The sequence below is a fragment of the Methanosarcina siciliae T4/M genome (assembly GCF_000970085.1).
Taxonomy (GTDB): Archaea; Halobacteriota; Methanosarcinia; order Methanosarcinales; family Methanosarcinaceae; genus Methanosarcina; species Methanosarcina siciliae.
On sequence record NZ_CP009506.1, the window covers coordinates 252,285 to 267,891 of the forward strand.

13 protein-coding genes and 1 tRNA gene are annotated in these 15,607 nt (G+C 43.8%); 9 read left to right on the forward strand and 5 right to left on the reverse strand.

All coding sequences use genetic code 11. The features are described from left to right. Positions 1 to 29: 29 nt before the first annotated feature. Positions 30 to 1,403, reverse strand: a complete 1,374-nt coding sequence (locus tag MSSIT_RS01150) for a COG1470 family protein (protein WP_048169309.1) — start codon at positions 1,401 to 1,403, stop codon at positions 30 to 32. A gap of 409 nt (positions 1,404 to 1,812) precedes the next feature. On the opposite strand from MSSIT_RS01150, the gene MSSIT_RS01155 reads away from it, so the two are divergent. Beyond that, entirely contained in the window at positions 1,813 to 2,538 is a 726-nt protein-coding gene (locus MSSIT_RS01155; RefSeq protein WP_197080362.1) for a hypothetical protein, read from the forward strand. Positions 2,539 to 2,565: 27 nt separating this feature from the next. On the opposite strand, the gene MSSIT_RS01160 is transcribed toward MSSIT_RS01155, so the two are convergent. Next, positions 2,566 to 4,368 carry a vWA domain-containing protein gene (locus tag MSSIT_RS01160; RefSeq protein ID WP_231590317.1) on the reverse strand — a complete coding sequence of 601 codons (1,803 nt, stop codon included), beginning with the start codon at positions 4,366 to 4,368 and terminating at the stop codon, positions 2,566 to 2,568. After that, complete coding sequence (locus MSSIT_RS01165) at positions 4,334 to 5,848, reverse strand: AAA family ATPase (protein ID WP_048169311.1); 1,515 nt, start codon at positions 5,846 to 5,848, stop codon at positions 4,334 to 4,336. The genes MSSIT_RS01160 and MSSIT_RS01165 overlap by 35 nt, the downstream gene beginning before the upstream one ends. Before the next feature lie 562 nt (positions 5,849 to 6,410). Here MSSIT_RS01165 and MSSIT_RS01170 point away from each other — a divergent pair. Next, positions 6,411 to 7,154, forward strand: a complete 744-nt coding sequence (locus MSSIT_RS01170) for a HesA/MoeB/ThiF family protein (protein ID WP_048169312.1) — start codon at positions 6,411 to 6,413, stop codon at positions 7,152 to 7,154. A 190-nt stretch (positions 7,155 to 7,344) separates the two neighbouring features. Next, entirely contained in the window at positions 7,345 to 8,280 is a 936-nt protein-coding gene (locus MSSIT_RS01175; RefSeq protein WP_048169314.1) for a YlbF family regulator, read from the forward strand. 300 nt (positions 8,281 to 8,580) lie between these two features. On the opposite strand, the gene MSSIT_RS01180 is transcribed toward MSSIT_RS01175, so the two are convergent. Next, positions 8,581 to 9,477 carry a right-handed parallel beta-helix repeat-containing protein gene (locus tag MSSIT_RS01180; protein ID WP_048169316.1) on the reverse strand — a complete coding sequence of 299 codons (897 nt, stop codon included), beginning with the start codon at positions 9,475 to 9,477 and terminating at the stop codon, positions 8,581 to 8,583. Between the two features lie 262 nt (positions 9,478 to 9,739). Here MSSIT_RS01180 and MSSIT_RS22725 point away from each other — a divergent pair, with 262 nt between their 5' ends. Both MSSIT_RS22725 and MSSIT_RS01185 read left to right on the forward strand, forming a co-directional pair. Next, complete coding sequence (locus MSSIT_RS22725) at positions 9,740 to 9,919, forward strand: hypothetical protein (protein ID WP_156158766.1); 180 nt, start codon at positions 9,740 to 9,742, stop codon at positions 9,917 to 9,919. Between the two features lie 1,063 nt (positions 9,920 to 10,982). Next, positions 10,983 to 11,411 (forward strand): hypothetical protein, encoded by a 429-nt coding sequence (locus MSSIT_RS01185; protein ID WP_052721466.1) that lies wholly within the window; start codon positions 10,983 to 10,985, stop codon positions 11,409 to 11,411. Positions 11,412 to 11,494: 83 nt separating this feature from the next. On the opposite strand, the gene MSSIT_RS01190 is transcribed toward MSSIT_RS01185, so the two are convergent. Next, positions 11,495 to 11,568: transfer RNA gene (locus MSSIT_RS01190), tRNA-Thr, on the reverse strand. 180 nt (positions 11,569 to 11,748) lie between these two features. Between MSSIT_RS01190 and MSSIT_RS01195 the strand changes: the two genes are divergently transcribed. From MSSIT_RS01195 to MSSIT_RS01210, 4 genes are all read left to right on the forward strand, one after another. Further along, positions 11,749 to 12,309 carry an aldolase gene (locus MSSIT_RS01195; RefSeq protein WP_048169319.1) on the forward strand — a complete coding sequence of 187 codons (561 nt, stop codon included), beginning with the start codon at positions 11,749 to 11,751 and terminating at the stop codon, positions 12,307 to 12,309. A gap of 307 nt (positions 12,310 to 12,616) precedes the next feature. Further along, positions 12,617 to 13,228 (forward strand): CDP-alcohol phosphatidyltransferase family protein, encoded by a 612-nt coding sequence (locus tag MSSIT_RS01200; protein WP_048169321.1) that lies wholly within the window; start codon positions 12,617 to 12,619, stop codon positions 13,226 to 13,228. Between the two features lie 27 nt (positions 13,229 to 13,255). Then, the gene (locus tag MSSIT_RS01205) at positions 13,256 to 13,696 is read left to right on the forward strand and encodes an archease (RefSeq protein ID WP_048169323.1); all 441 of its coding nucleotides are present in this window, start codon (positions 13,256 to 13,258) and stop codon (positions 13,694 to 13,696) included. Between the two features lie 361 nt (positions 13,697 to 14,057). Continuing rightward, positions 14,058 to 15,560 carry an RtcB family protein gene (locus MSSIT_RS01210; protein WP_048169324.1) on the forward strand — a complete coding sequence of 501 codons (1,503 nt, stop codon included), beginning with the start codon at positions 14,058 to 14,060 and terminating at the stop codon, positions 15,558 to 15,560. The last annotated feature ends 47 nt before the right edge of the window (positions 15,561 to 15,607 follow it).

Genomic DNA, 15,607 nt, shown 5'->3' on the forward strand with positions numbered 1-15,607 from the left:
ATAAACCAAAAAAAAGGAAGGGGGGCAGCTTATTCTTCTATAGCCCCTATTGTGACGGAATATTCAAAGTTTTCAGTGTTTTTGGGCAGGATTGAAAGCGTCCAGTCGCCTACAGCTCCCGGAACCGAATAGGTCTCCACGAAGGTTGTGGTCCCTCCCTGGTAGCTTCCCTGGTTGGAAGTTCCCGTGCTGCCTGCAATTCTTGCGGAGACATATGAAAGATAGGGTTGCGGGTATGTATCGTCTACTATGTTTACCGAGCCGCTGTATTTCGTGCTTACGAGAGCGGGTGTTACCTCGTTTCCAGAGGGGTCTTTCAGGCTTACCTCGAAAGAGGGAGTAAGGTCCCGATTTCCTCCTGCTGTGTAGATGCCGTATCCATACTGGTAGGCGCTGACCTCTATGCTGATAGTCCCGTTGGTCCCGGCTTTAAAGGTGGTCTCGTAAGGCTCTTCAGGGATAGGCAGAATACGGAAATTCAGCGAAACTTTCCCTGCGTAGTCTCTGATTCCCGGATCATCGATGTTGAGGTCAAGGCTTCCGGCGTAACTTCCCTTTGCATCGGCCGGAACCTTAAGGGTAAGCTTTACGATGTCAGTTTCTCCTGCTTTTACTTTATCCGGAGCATCGACATTTATCGCATCATTTTCGAAGGCATACGTTTCTCCTCCGTAAGGGGAGATGCTATCGTAATAGATAATATTGCCTTCCTCTGTAAGCTCGGGGGAGATTGCAATATCCTTATTGCCCGTGTTCCGGAGTTTTATCTCATAAGTGTAGGTTTCTCCCGCTTTTATAAGGTCATTGACGTAAGGCGTAAGGATCTGGACTGCGGGAGGGGTCCAAACCTGCAGGTTAAGCTGCATTGTGCCCGGGAAGTTCGGATAATACCCTGCTACATCTCCTTCAGGTACATTTTCCGTAAAGGAGATGAGGGCAGCATAGTTCCCGAGGTCCGCATCTTCAGGTATGTTTACTTCGATCTCGAACTCCTCTTTTTCTCCCGGATCCAGGTCCTTTGCGGAGGGGCTGATGCTGACCCAGCTTTCATCCATGAAGTTTTCAGTATAAGGGATGATTACGAGCCTGGGGTCCAGTGCAATGGTTTTATTTTCTTTGTTTTCAACAGTTACGGTAAAGTTATTACTGTCTCCGGGGTTCAGTTCAAGATACTGGTAGGCCGGATCTACACTGATTTTTTCAAACTCGGGATAAAAGTCTTCAGCATAACTCGCGGATACAACCCCAGAACCGGCTACCATTTTTGTCTCTATAATTCCAATCTCTGCAGGCTCCGTAGCCACGGCTCTGTTCTCTGTCCCTGCACAGGCAATCGAGAGAACGGATACGAGAAGGAGTCCGCATATGGCCATCTTCAATGTCTTTATGTTCTGTATACTCATGCTTTTAACCTCACCTGATACTCACTAGGGTATGGAACTTATAAAATAATTACTTAAACTACGAATCAATCTGAAGTTATTTTTTAAAAATAAGGATTTTAAGCGCTTTTTAACACATGTAAATTTATTTTAGCTGCTTATTCAATAAAAAAACTATTTTTGTGCTTTTTTCAGTTTCCTCCTTAAGTACTGTTTTTACAGAATCCCGGCACGATATCCGGATTTAGTGGCAGTGTAAACAGAAAAAGATATTTAACCCCTGAATCAAACCTGTTTATGTCAAACCATATATGTGCCTATATGCAAAGATATAATGGGAAATCTTTTACTGAAACCACTTTCAACTACGGACGTTTTCAGAAGAAATTAGTAGAAACCGAGTAATTCTTGATTTGACACAGGCATGGATGTGATTTTCTTGCTCAAAAGCAAACAGGACATATTCAGGAAATTTTCGAGCTCTGGCTACAGGGTCAGGAAGAGTCCCGGGTCCGGGAAGGATTCCTTACATGACTCTCTAATGTGGTCCTGTCCTGTATTTGATGCTGATTTTGTTGAGGCCTGCGAAGCCTCTGAAGAAGACGATTCTCCCGAGCTGGATCCCGAACTATTGGGATATCTCAGGGAATACCTCCGGACGAGGTCTAAAGAGGAAATCACCGAAATTTTTGATGAAATCCGCAAAACCCTGGAAAGCAGAACTTCCGAAGGCCGGTTTTCGGGAGACTCAATTGGAGGTTCTTCTGCCTACGAAAAAATACGGGTGAAGGAGATTCCGGGAAGAGCTTTCAGGACGTTTTCAAAAACAGCTTCTTGCGGAAAGTCCCGGGTAATAAAGATTTCAAAAACCGTCTCTTCAAAGGCTTCAACAATAGCTTCCGGGGGCAAGGAGTCGGTAAAAATCTCTTCGAAAAAACTCAATGACAGGTGGAGTAACCTGAGTCCCAACGACCGCAAGATGATCTCCGAGGTCCTGATCACGGTGATCGAGGTCGGGCTGCTCAGGAATTCCTCAAGAGGTAGAAGGGCTGCATTTGTTGTTTTGTCAAGCATCTACAGGCATCAACCCCCGGGCAGGAACGATCTGGAAGAGTTCATAGACGAGGTGAGCAGGCGTTTTAAGCGCAGGCACTAACCCACTAACCAACCTTCCTTGCTCCGTTTAAAACATCCTCGCAGGCCTGCTGACTGCCCTTATAAACCTGGCAGGGCTTTCCTCAACCTGCCAGTTCCCGGCATGATGGATGATATAGGTCTGGTCTGAAACCTGGTCCAGCCCTCCTGCATCATAGTTCCCTATTATCAGAGAAAAGATGCGGGCTTTTCTTTCGGTTTTTATTTCATTCCATTCCCGGATCAGGGGTCTTTCCGAGAGTTCGGAGGCTCCGTCGGTCAGGAAAAGGAGGTCTGCTCCCTGAAAGGCTTTTTCCACTTTTACTGCTTTTAGCCCTGAACGGAGAGCAGTGTTAAAATCTGTCCCGCCTCCGAAAGTATACCTGAGAAAATCCAGAAACTCTTTTCCCATGCGTTTTTTATCCGTGAGCTCAATCTCAACCGTCTGCCATTTCGATGAAAAAAGAATTACTTTGACATCCCTGTTTTCTCTTAACATCCTCCTCGCAATTGCCAGGACTACGGCTTTTGCAAGGATCTCAGGGGCTCCCCGCATGGAAGCCGAGGTATCGACAAGGGCGACAACAGGACCTTTTCTCCTTTTGCCTGCAAAGTTCGAGTTCCAGTTTTTTCCTCGAAGCTGGTATGTAAGGAGCTTTTCCTCGAGCATGTCAGCATAGAACTTGCGCTTCAGGACAGGGTTTTTGAGTTTTACGGCTTCTATCGGAAGGAGAGTCTGTATTTCCCCTGAGAAGGTAATTGAGTGTACTTCACTTCTGCTGTGCGGCGATAACTGCAGTTTTTTTGAGCCGTACTCAAGCTCCGTCCTGCCAACCTGTTCGAGAATTTTCCGCAGGTCGAAACTTTTCCTGAGGATTGCCGCATATTTCTCAAGGTTTTCAAAGTATTCCCTGTGCAGGGCCTGTAAGGAATAGTCCCACATTCTCCCCGGAAAGAGCATGGAGAGGATCTCAAGCATTTCAAGGTGGTCTTCAAGGGCAGGGATAAGCTCCTCAAGCTTTACAGTTATTTTTTCCTCTACTAAAGAGTCAACTGCCTCCCCGGCTTTTTCACTGAACATGAATTCCCGGGTCATTGAGGCTAGTCTTTCCGCTCCCTCTCTGTTTTCATGCCTGAGTTCCGGGTCTTTTTCTTCCCGGGATTCCCAATTTTTAAGGAAATTTTCCCGGTTATTCTCGCCTTCTTTCTTTTTTTCCTGAAATTCTTCAGGACTTTTCTGCCAGTCAGAGTATTTCGGGCTTTCAGGCCTTTCCAGCCTGTTTCTTTCCCATGCGGCCTGAGTTTCACTGATCAGTTCTTTCAGGGTTTTCAGGCTCTTTTCCAACCCTTTCCGGGATTTCTTCAACAGATCAGGTTCTATTTTTTCGTATTCTCCAAGAAGCGTAAAAAGGTCTTCCAGCAGGCTTCTAAGGATAAAAATTCCTGCCATCCGGTTGCTTTCTGCCAGGGTTTTTATTTCTTCCCAGACCTGCTGGTTTCTCATGCTCAGGAAGATAGGATAAAAAACCCCGAATTTCTCCATAAAAAGTTTTTCGTCCTTTATTTCGTATTCTTTCCCTGAGAGGAGTTCATAAATAAGTACTTCTGCAATCTCTTCCCTGAGCCTGTGAGGGACTTTTCTGGGGGTTGCCAGAAATTCCCGGAGTTCGATATTCAATATCGTAGAAGGGTTAAATGCCTGGTCAAAAGCTAACTCCCGGTTTGATCCGGAGATGGCTTTGAAATTTCTTTTCGGGCTTTTCAGGTTCTGCATATTTTCCTGTTTCCTTTTTTTTCGGGCTTTTGAGAGCCCTTTTTCAGGCAACTTCTGCTTCTTCGATTTCCAGGTCAAATATCTTCGGTTTTTCGAGCAGGTTCCGGATTTCGTTCAGATAGCCTGCAATCTCGTAAATATCCGTGTTTTTGGAGCGGTATTTCATAAGGATCTCCTTGCTGTCCTGTCCGGAAACCCAGATGTTTTCCCTGAGGGTATCTTCCAGGGCTTTTTCTTCTTCCTGCACATGCTTTCTGAAGTAGTTCAGCCTTTCTTCAAGGTTTTCGTACTCTTTTTCGTAGAGTTTCTTGTCTCCGTAGTCCAGGCTGAGCTTAAACTCAAATCCGTATCTCCGGCGGAACTGCTCTGCTACGGCTTCGAAGCTCAGTGAACCGTTAACGTTGTTTCTGTATTCGAGCCCGAAACTGTAGGTGTGGGTAGGAAACTCTGTATGGTGCTTTAAAAAATCAAGGGCATTATTGAATGTGAGACTCTTCGGGGCTTTCACTGCCGTAAACCTGGAGCTTTTCATGCCACCTGTTGTTTTTTTCTCTTCTTCGAAGCATTTGTTGCAGGATATCAGGTCCGGAAGTTCCTGCTGCAGGCAGTTGTAGACGGAATTTCGCAGGTCAAGCACATCCTGTTTGAGTTTTCCTGTATCCGTACCCCCGGAGACGACCCTGTCCAGAATAAGTTTCCTGATAGTTTCCTTCTGTTCGGGGAGGTCCCAGAGCATGTGCTGGAGCAGGACAACAGTCATCCTGTTTACGTTTTCGTGCCCGTTTACGGCAGAAGCGACCCTGAGCACATTTATAATCTTCTTCCAGCGCCTGTCCGAAACGAATATATTTGCGTTCTTAAGCTCTTTTCTCAACCCCCGGATAATTGCCCGGACTTCAGGGTCCACACGCATATCCCTGGCTTTCTTCTGAATTTCCTTTATATCCTCGACCGAGAGTTTCGTTGAGGGCATGAAGTCTTCGGTGTTTTCGAAAATAAGGGCTTCAAGGTTTTCCTCATGCTGGATGTAGTCCACGCTGTACCTGAAAAGGAACCTGTCGTAAAGGGCTTCGAGGCTTTCGTCTTCTTCGGGGAGTTCGTTGGAAGCCCCGAAAACGGAAAAGAGGGGGACATCCATGACCTCCTTGCCGTTATGGTATTTCCTTTCGTTCAGGACTGTCAGGAGGCTGTTTAAGATAGAGCTGTTCGCTTTGAAAATCTCGTCAAGAAGAGCTATATGGGCAGTCGGTAGGTAGCCTTCCACTCTCCGGCTGAATTCGTCCTTTTCAAGTGCCTTCAGGGAAAGCGGGCCAAATACTTCTTCCGGTGTGGAAAAACGGGTAAGGAGGTAATGGAAAAAGTTCCCTCCCTCGATAGTTTCGCAGATTTTGTTTGCAAGCAGGGTTTTTGCAGTTCCCGGCGGGCCCAGCAAAAGAACATGTTCTCCCGAAAGCAGCGCCAGCAGAGATCCGTTGATTTCAGCGTCTCGTTCTTTAAAGTAAGCAGAGAATTCCTGTTTAATATTGAGGATAGTATTTTTCAAATCCAGCACTTTCATGAATTTCAAACCTTTTTATATCTCTCTTTTCCGGAATCTTGTCCGTAATTATGTAAAAAGGGTTATGCAATAATAAGCAGCAGTACCCAGCTTAAGAAATCTTAAAAATAATCAACCATTTTTATGGGTCTTGCCTTAATTAATTTTTTCCAAAAAAATTCTAATTCGAGCCTTTATTTTATAGCTCTGATTCATAATCCAAATTCTTATCTTTCATATGCCTTCGGGTTATATATCCTTCTCGGTTATATGCTTTTTTGCCTTCAAGCACTGAAACCCGGAGTACTCAGCTGGAGTATTCACTTGAAGCAAAGTTTAATCCCGTCAAAATCTGATCCATTTTAAGGTTTAATACCTGTCAGAGTTTGATCAACGCGTTCACTTCATCCTTTCCTGCCCTTTTCTGTCCTCTGCTTCCCGAAGATGTTATGCATAAGGAAGTCAATCATTACTGGAACGGTTCTAACTTCTCTGGATAATAGAGTTGTTAGGGCCCTACTGGCGTTATTCGGAACTGGCCGGTAGAATCAGTATTCAAGAGGAATATTTTGGAAGATCTTAAATGAATGATTTGGAACGTGAGAAATACAGCAGGCAGATCCTTCTTTTTGGAGAGGAGGGGCAGGAAAGGCTGAAGAATGCCAGGGTGCTGGTTGTCGGGGCAGGAGGGCTCGGAAGCCCTATTTCCACATATCTTGCAATAGCCGGAGTCGGGAAAATTATTCTTGCGGATTTTGACTCGGTGGAGCTCAGCAATCTGAACAGGCAGTTTCTGCATCACGAAAAGGATATCGGAAGGTCTAAGATAGAATCTGCAAAGGAAAAGCTTCTTTCCATGAACCCCGGGATTGAGGTTGAAACCATCGGGGAAATGATTTCCGAATCCAACATCGAATCCCTTATTCCCGAATGTGATATTATTGTCGATGCCCTTGATAACCTTGAAACCAGGCATCTGCTCAACAGGCTTGCCGTAAAAAGGAGAATTCCTCTGGTTCATGGGGCAGTTACCGGGTATGACGGGCAGGCAACTACGATAATTCCCGGGAAAACTCCTTGTCTTTACTGTATTTTCCCGCGGATCTCCAAAAAAGAAGTATTCCCAATTTTAGGAGCAATTCCCGGAGTTATAGGTTCTATCCAGGCAAATGAAGTAATTAAATTCCTTACAGGAAAAGGAAAACTCCTTGAAGGCCGCCTTCTGTTCTGGAACGGGCTTTCGGGAAGTTTCAGTGAAATCTCTCTCTCAAAGTTAAATAATTGTCCTGTTTGCGGATCTCTTAATGAATCAAATGAAACTAAATGAATGTGGCCGGAAATAAGGGGTGATCTCAGAAAATATCTGGGAATACATGTGGATAACTTAAAATAAATAAAAAAATGTGGTTTTTTCCTTTTCTAAGGGAGTATAAACCTTTGTTTCCTCCCTATTGATCATTTTTTATATATCCTCAGTAATAATATCTTATGAGTTATATGTCATAGAAGGAGATCTCATGAAAAAGAAGGCTCCATCAGTTGAATCCGGAGGCTTTAACCGGCAAGACTGTTCAGGCTCTTTGCCTGATGGATTTTACGATCTTAACCCATCTGCCCCATATTTCTCTTCTGCTTCAGCCCCGAATTTTCCTTATCTTGACCTTGGGATCTGCCGGGAACCCCAGGTTAAGTCTTTGATCAGATCCCACAGCAAAGATATGTACCGGCTGCTTGAGAAGGTCCATTTTGATGGAAAATACTACAGGGTAAAGTGTGTAAGCTCCGGGGATTGGGAATACTGCTGGGATCTTGCAGTCAGGATTCAGTTTTTCGGGAAAATGCAGGGGATTGTTCTTTACCCCAAGCGTCTGGTTTCCCGGGATGAAAAAAAGATTGTTTACAGGTCCGTAATCCTTGTTAACCCCTACCAGCTCTGGGATCAGACTCTTGTGGCTCGATTCTGGAACTTGCAGGAAAGAATTGAATTCCTTATAGCCAGAATCCTTTTTCATGAGTGCATTCATCTTATGATCTCGCTTGGAAACACCCTGCCTTCAGATTTCGGAAATACGGATATCTATCTTGAGTTCAGGCGGATGCTTGAGATCTCAAATTCAAATAAACTTATTTCCGAATTTCATGAGGTACAATTCCGCCTCTGGAATCTCTCCCTGTTTGGAGCCGAAGGGTCCGAAAGCGAACAGACCCTGCTCGAAAGAGTTCAGGAGATCTATGAGTTTCTTATTAATGAAAAATACAGTAACCAGAAAACGGGAAAGGTTTTTCATTCTTCTTCTAACAATGAAAAATTAGCCCGGAAATATGCCTGGGTTGCAGGGGTCAAAGCCGGAGGGGACGTCCAGGTCAGTAGAAATGTGTGGAAAGTCGAAATCCGCAGGCTCAGCATCGCCCTGAGAAGGCTGTATAAAGGGATTGATACGCTGCTGCGTTGAGCCGGAGAAGCGTTCTTATTTTTTTCAGGACTTACAACCTATGATTCCAAGAAATTAAAAAAGTTGAACCATAGAGGTCCTGAGATACTTGACAAACATGGACTTTTCAATGAAAAAAACAAAAAGGAAAGCGAAAATAAGACCGATGCAAAACCTGAAGGAAAAGAGAAATCCGAAAAAAAGTCTGAAAAAATAAAATCTCCATAAATGATTGCAACTGGACCTGCAAAAATGATTTATTTGAAAAATAAGTGGAGGTTCCCAGTTAATGAACTGAGAATTTTCCAGGTATTAAGTTTCTTATGCACAATTTTCAATTCTGTTGTCGTGGATGTTCACACTTGTTTCTTTCGTATTCAAGTGTACTATTGCAGGAGCAGATAAGTCATGGAAATAGTTGCCGGAAGCTTCTATGTTTTTAAGAGTTCCCTGTAATTCCAGGCCTGCGTATCCACCGCCGGACGTAGTACATTCGTTGTTTTTCATAACTCCGTTGGTAACGGAATCAAACCGAACGGACGAATTAGTTCGGTTAATAAATTTGGAGTTCTTAACTGTGATGCCTGTTACGTGATAGGCGTATACCCCATCATGCCCGCATTTGTTTACGGCTACCGTATCTATTAATATGTTGCTGGAATTTGAAATAAGCATGGCATCATTGCATCCATTCTGGAATGTGACATCCTTTACTGTTAATCCATTACAATTTACTATAGTTGCCATGTTATAGCAGGAAGTTCCAAGCTTGACTTTAGGATAATAGTCGCTCTGGCTTCCGTCAACAGTTAAGTTTTTTATTGTGATATCGTTTGCAGAACTGCCTCTAATCATAAGCATGGCTTTCTTATTTACAATACTGCTATCATGCCCACCCCATACGGGTAATCCTGAAGCAAGCTTAATTTTCACATCTGACTCTCCTTCAAGGATTGTTTTGCTGCCTATCAGAAGACTGTCGCCTATGACATATGTGAACGGGCCTTTAAGGTGAACAGTTGTGCCCGGGTTTTTTGCTGCATATTCCAGCGCCTGGTTAATCTGGACGTGATCGTCTTTCCCATCACAGTTGTAGTTTCCGCTTCCATCTCCGGCAACAGTTATCACCTGTGTGCTCGAACCACCTAATACAGTAGGTAAGGTTGTTAAAATAAGACATGTTGCCAGGAATAGGGCTCCTAGCTGTTTTTTTAGCATCGTATCACCTTTGGGTTGGATTTTTGTAGGGATTTAAGTAAAATCAAAATTCATAGGGTAATTCTCTATTTCCCTAAGTATTTCTTAAAATTCCATATTACGTACTCGTAATACTTTTTTTCCGATATCTCCAATTAGATTGGTTTAATTTCTCTAACCAGGTATGTCGGCTCTATGTTTTTATTCCAAATTTCATATTACGTCTGCGTAATACTTTTGAACCTATCCAATTCGGTTCTCTGCGATTTATGCGGGCGAACACGTGCACACAGAGTCTCCACTCTCCAATCACATTATAGGGATCAGTACTGGAGGTGGCGGAGTTAGAAGTTTTGACTTCTACCAATCAAACTTTGCTACTGACCATCTGGATCTTATTCCTCCGGTCAATACCTCCTGTTCCGATTATTCATGGCGTTCAGCCAGGTCAACTCTTTCTTGAAAAAGTTTTCATTCACCTGTTATTGAATCTCCGAGCTGACATGCAAAGTCTACGCAGTCCTGTTATAAAATATTTTTGGTATTTTCGTAATAAAATTCAAACAGTTGCTTGCTTTTTTCGGCAACGGTAGGCGTTTGAGTGGATTGTTGGGTGGAACTTTGGATGGGTTAGTACATGTATTATTAAGCCAATTCTATAAATTTGTCCTTATTCTCTGCAGAGTAATGGATGTCAAAAAACCTCTGTAGCTTTCTAAAAAGAATTGTACCTGGAAACGAAATATTGACTCATCTCAAAATTGGCGACTAATTCTTCTAATGTTATCCGTGGCAAAACAAGTCGAGATATAAATCGAGTTTTTATAAATATTCCCATATTACATACTGGTTTATGCTGTCATCATAAGCGAGGAGATCTGTCCTTATTATCCTGTGGTGGGAAAAAGATGAACCGTAGTTTTTCCTATCTCGTCGGCTCTTATGTTTTTGATTCTAACATCGACTGCGGCGTCAACAGATCAATATACAAAAATTGATAGCGGATCTGAGCCTGCTATTGATGTTAATAATGTAGTGTGGGCAGTGTACCAAAACAAGGAGAAATGAAAAGATATCATTGATTGGAGAGGGCAAAATATTGGGGACTTCCAAAAATGAATATACAAGCAACAATGAGTGCAATTGTGGTCAACGTAAACAGATTTATCACAATGAATAGCTGTGGCTATCAACTGGCATCATAAAATATGTAAAAAGAATGAAAGAAAAGGATGAAAAGAATGAATTGGTTTGGTGAAAATTACTCCAAAAACTGGAGAATATTTATGGAGTGCAAAATTTTGCGCTGAAATTTTATGATGGCTGAACATTAGATACTTTTACGACTCTATCTAAATAGCTGAAATAATCATCAATAATCTACTTTCAAATATAGAAGGTTATATAATATTCTTTTTTTTATAAAGTTCTATGGTAAATCTTGAGTATTAGGCTTATCTGACTAAAAGTTTCAGTCAACTCTTAACTTAGAAATTACTGAAATTCAAGATCCTAGAGATGATCTATTGGCAAACAACATCAGAACTAAATTTATGATTCTAGGTTTTCTCCTTATAGTCTCTTTATTTGTCTATGCCTCATTTAATTTCATTCTCAAGGGACCTACGGCACCATTATTTGTAATAAACAATCTTGATGTTAATGGTCATGAAGTGACAGTTGAGGTCTCTGATCAAAATAAGAAATTAATAGTGAATGAGACATACAATCTGGAACCTGAAGGCGATGTGTCACAGTCACGGCCGTTTATCTCACGATACTATCAGGAAAAAAAAGAGTATACATTCAAGGTAACAATGGATAAACAAATTACAAAAACAGTTAAAGCAGAGATCCCTGATAGGCACACCTTTGTCTATATCTATTTATACTACAATGAGTACGGATCTCCTGAAATTATACCTGTTTTCATGGTAACTACGGAATATTGCTAGATCAAGCAAATGGGCTAAATGAAAAAACAAAGATACAAAATAACTTGATGAAGTTCTAAACCAAAAGAAAAGAGAAAGTAAAAAGCCCCGTGCGTGATTTGAACACGCGACCTAGTGATTACAAGTCACTCGCTCTACCGGGCTGAGCCAACGAGGCGCAATGAAGCTGATTGCAGACTTATCTAAATACAATACTCACAGATAAACTTTATGGCAGAATCCTCCCTCTCCTACATATTAAACTACTTCGACTGTATGCTTTTGATCTGCTTTTGCAGCTTTCTGCGGTTCTGACGGTGCATAAGCTTATGGCATTCTTCATCCATATCTCGCATAGATGTGGCAGGAAATGGCAAAATACGGGCGCAAGCTGGTTGAACACGGGCTTGTGGAATCAAACTTCGGGAATATCAGTGTCAGGGCCGGAGACCGGATGCTTATTACCCGGAGCGGAACCGCCCTTGATGAAATCACCGGGGATAACGTTGTTGAGGTGGAGATTGGTGATATCTCATCCCTGGATATAATCGCGTCTTCCGAAACGGTAGTGCACAGGGAGATATACAGGAAAACCCCTGCACTGGCAATAATCCACGCTCACTGCCCTTATTCGGTGGTTGAGTCTCTGCTTGCCGGTCCTGCGGGAACAATTGTTCCTGTGGACAGTGAGGGACAGTATTTTCTCGGGAATATTCCGGTAGTAGGCGGTGGGATAGGAAGCCGCGAACTTGCCGAAAACCTGGCAGGTGCGCTTTCGGGACACAGGGGGACTGTGGTTTTCAGCCACGGGACTTTTGCCGTCGGCAAGACTCTCGGAGAGGCTTATATTGTGACTACGCAGCTTGAACATTCCTGCAGGGTAAAGTACTTATATGAACTTGCAACCGTAAAAAAGTGACAATATGTAGTAAAAAGTAAAAATATGAAGTAAAAAGTGATACAAGTAAGTATTATCTATGGAGTGCACCGATATTCAAACATACGGCCTTAAGTATAAATATCAAAAGACAGGTACACAAAGGAATGATATAACTAAGTAGATCCAACTAAGTAGATCCAACTAAGTAGATCCAACTAAGTAGATCCAACTAAGTAGATCCAACCCAGGTGGCTCCGACCCGGCATAAGACACGGGATAAAGCTGCTATTCTTTCAGGCCTGTCTTCTATAACGGAAATACAACTAAAAGGAAGATTCCAAGTACCATGACGTTTAATGCCCTGAGACCTGTTGCCTCGAAAGTTATCGACCCGCTGGCAGATTTTTTCATAAGATATGAGGTCTCTCCTGATGCGGTTTCCATAGTTTCCCTTATCTGTGCTTTCTTTGCGGGGCTCAGTTTTTATTACTCTCCTGCATACCAGGAACTTGCCCTATTGGCAGGTCTCATGGTAGTGTTTAACTCGCTTTTCGATGCCCTGGATGGGGTAATTGCCCGCAAGTCCAACAGGGCAACTCCGAGAGGAGATTTCTTAGACCACGTAATCGACCGTTATTCGGACGTTTTCATCATCTGCAGTATTTTTTTTGCAGGTTATGTGTCCTGGCAGATAGGGGTTGCGGCAATCGTGGGTGTGCTTCTTACGAGTTACCTCGGGACTCAGGCCCAGGCCCTTAATCTCGGGAGGTACTACGGCGGGATCATGGGTAGGGCTGACCGTCTTGTAGTCATAATCCTTGCCGCTTTTGCTAATTCGGTTTATCCTGCTTCGATTGCAGGTTTTCCCATTCTGGGTTGGGCTGTTATCCTGATTGCTGTGACAAGCCATATTACTGCAATCCAGCGGATTATGTATATCTGGAGAAGGCTGGACTGATATCTTTCAGCTTTTTGAGGTTTAGTTATGCCGTCTCAAGGAAAAAAGTATGAGTATCTGGAACATACCGCGGACATAAAATTCCTGGCCTATGGAAATACTCTGGAAGAGGTATTTGAAAACGCAGCTCTTGCCATGTTCAATGTTATAATTGATACAGGGGAGGTTTCAGGAGAGACGGCAAGAGAGGTTTGCCTTACATCCCCTGATCTTGAATATCTGCTTGTGGACTGGCTTTCCGAGCTTTTGTATCTTTTCGAGGTCGATGAGATTGTTTTCTGGAAGTTCCGGGTAAAGGAAATACGGGAAGAAGAAGGGGAGTGCTCAATCAAAGCCGTAGCATCCGGTGAACAATACTATCCTGAGAGCCATCCCTTTGAAACTGAAATTAAGGCTGTCACCTATAACCAGCTGGAACTCGAGAAGACTGCAGAAGGCTGGAAAGCTCAGGTTGTTGTTGATATTTAAGAAGCAGTTATTTTTGATTTTCCTGTGTACGACTCGAATGTATGGCTGCTCCGCATAATTCTCATTTCTGTCTCCTGTTCATTCCTGTTACTTTATGCCATACAAATCTTCATGTACGTGAATTATTATCCTATCCTGCGCTATAAATCCGGGAGAAATTTTGATATTCCAAATTAACCTCTCACGCTTTAACCGGTTAAGTGAGTTACGCGGTCTGAAAATGTATCTTACGGGTTTCCGGAGTAATTTGCAGATGCTCAGGGGAACGCAAGGTAAATGAGTAATTCCAGGATTATATTATACCAGGGTTATAATATTCAAATTATATTCATAAATAGTAAAGGAGGAGGGAGCATCAATTATGGTAGAGAAGGAAGACATCTGTACTGAGGAGTCTAGCATGGAAGGCGAACACCGGGATATAAGATGTATGGTCCGGAAGCTTTCCGATAATAACTGGGAAATCCCGAAAGGGCATATCCCCAATATGAGGGTTCCAGGGCGCCTGTTTGTATCCGAAAGTTTGCTTGATGGTATCGAGCCCGGTACTATCGACCAGATTGCAAACGTGGCAACTCTTCCTGGCATTCAGAAATATTCCATGGCAATGCCTGATGCCCACCTCGGCTATGGTTTTGCTATAGGGGGCGTTGCAGCTTTTGATACCGAAGAGGGAATTATCAGCCCGGGTGGAGTGGGTTTTGACATCAACTGCGGGGTTCGGCTAATCCGTACAAACCTCCGGAAAGAAGATGTGGTTCCTGAAATCAAAAGGCTGACCGACGAGCTGTTTACCAATGTGCCTGCCGGAGTCGGGTCAAAAAGCCGGTTCAGGGCTTCTGACCAGGAACTGGACGGTGCGTTTCTCGAGGGAGCAAAGTGGGCAGTAGATGCCGGGTATGGTGTTGAAGCGGATGTGGAACACTGTGAGGGGAATGGTTACCTGGAAGGAGCAGACACTGCTCATGTAAGTACAAAGGCAAGGAAACGCGGAAAACCCCAGTTAGGGACTCTCGGGAGCGGCAACCATTTCCTTGAAGTCCAGTATGTGGATGAGATTTATGACCGGGAAGTGGCATCGGCATTCGGGCTTGAAGAGGGGCAGGTTACGGTCATGATCCACTGCGGGTCCAGAGGCGCCGGGCATCAGATCTGCACTGACCACTTAAAAGAACTCTCCCAGGCTGTGAAGAAATACGGGATTGAAATCCCGGACAAGCAGCTTGCCTGTGCTCCAGCTCAGTCCAGGGAAGCCCAGAACTATTTCAAAGCTATGCTCTGCGCTGCAAACTATGCCTGGGCTAACAGGCAGATGATCACTCACTGGACACGTGAATCTTTTGAAAAGGTATTTGGCAGGGATGTCGATGACATGGGAATGAGCCTTCTGTATGACGTTGCTCACAACGTGGCAAAACTGGAAGACCATAACATTGAAGGCAGGAAAAAAGAGGTTTACGTGCACAGAAAAGGGGCAACAAGAGCATTTCCTGCCGGGCATCCGGAAGTTCCGGCCGCATACAGGGATGTGGGACAGCCGGTTTTAATTCCCGGAAGCATGGGCACGCCTTCTTTCATACTCTGCGGGGCAAAAGATTCTATGGACGTTTCTTTCGGTAGTGCTTGCCACGGAGCCGGGAGAGTTATGAGCAGAGCTCATGCAAAGAAAGAGTTCCACGGACAAAGTGTAAAAGAGAACCTTGAAGCCCACGGAATCACTGTAAGGGCAACTCACCCCTCCGTAATTGCCGAAGAGGCTCCCGGGGTGTACAAGTCCAGCAGTGAGGTGGTAAATGTCGTGCACGAGCTTGGTATTGCCCGCAAGGTTGCAAGAGTTATCCCTCTTGGGGTCGCAAAGGGTTAAACTGACTGGAATTCCAGAATTCTTCAGTTTTCTTTTTTACCTTTTTT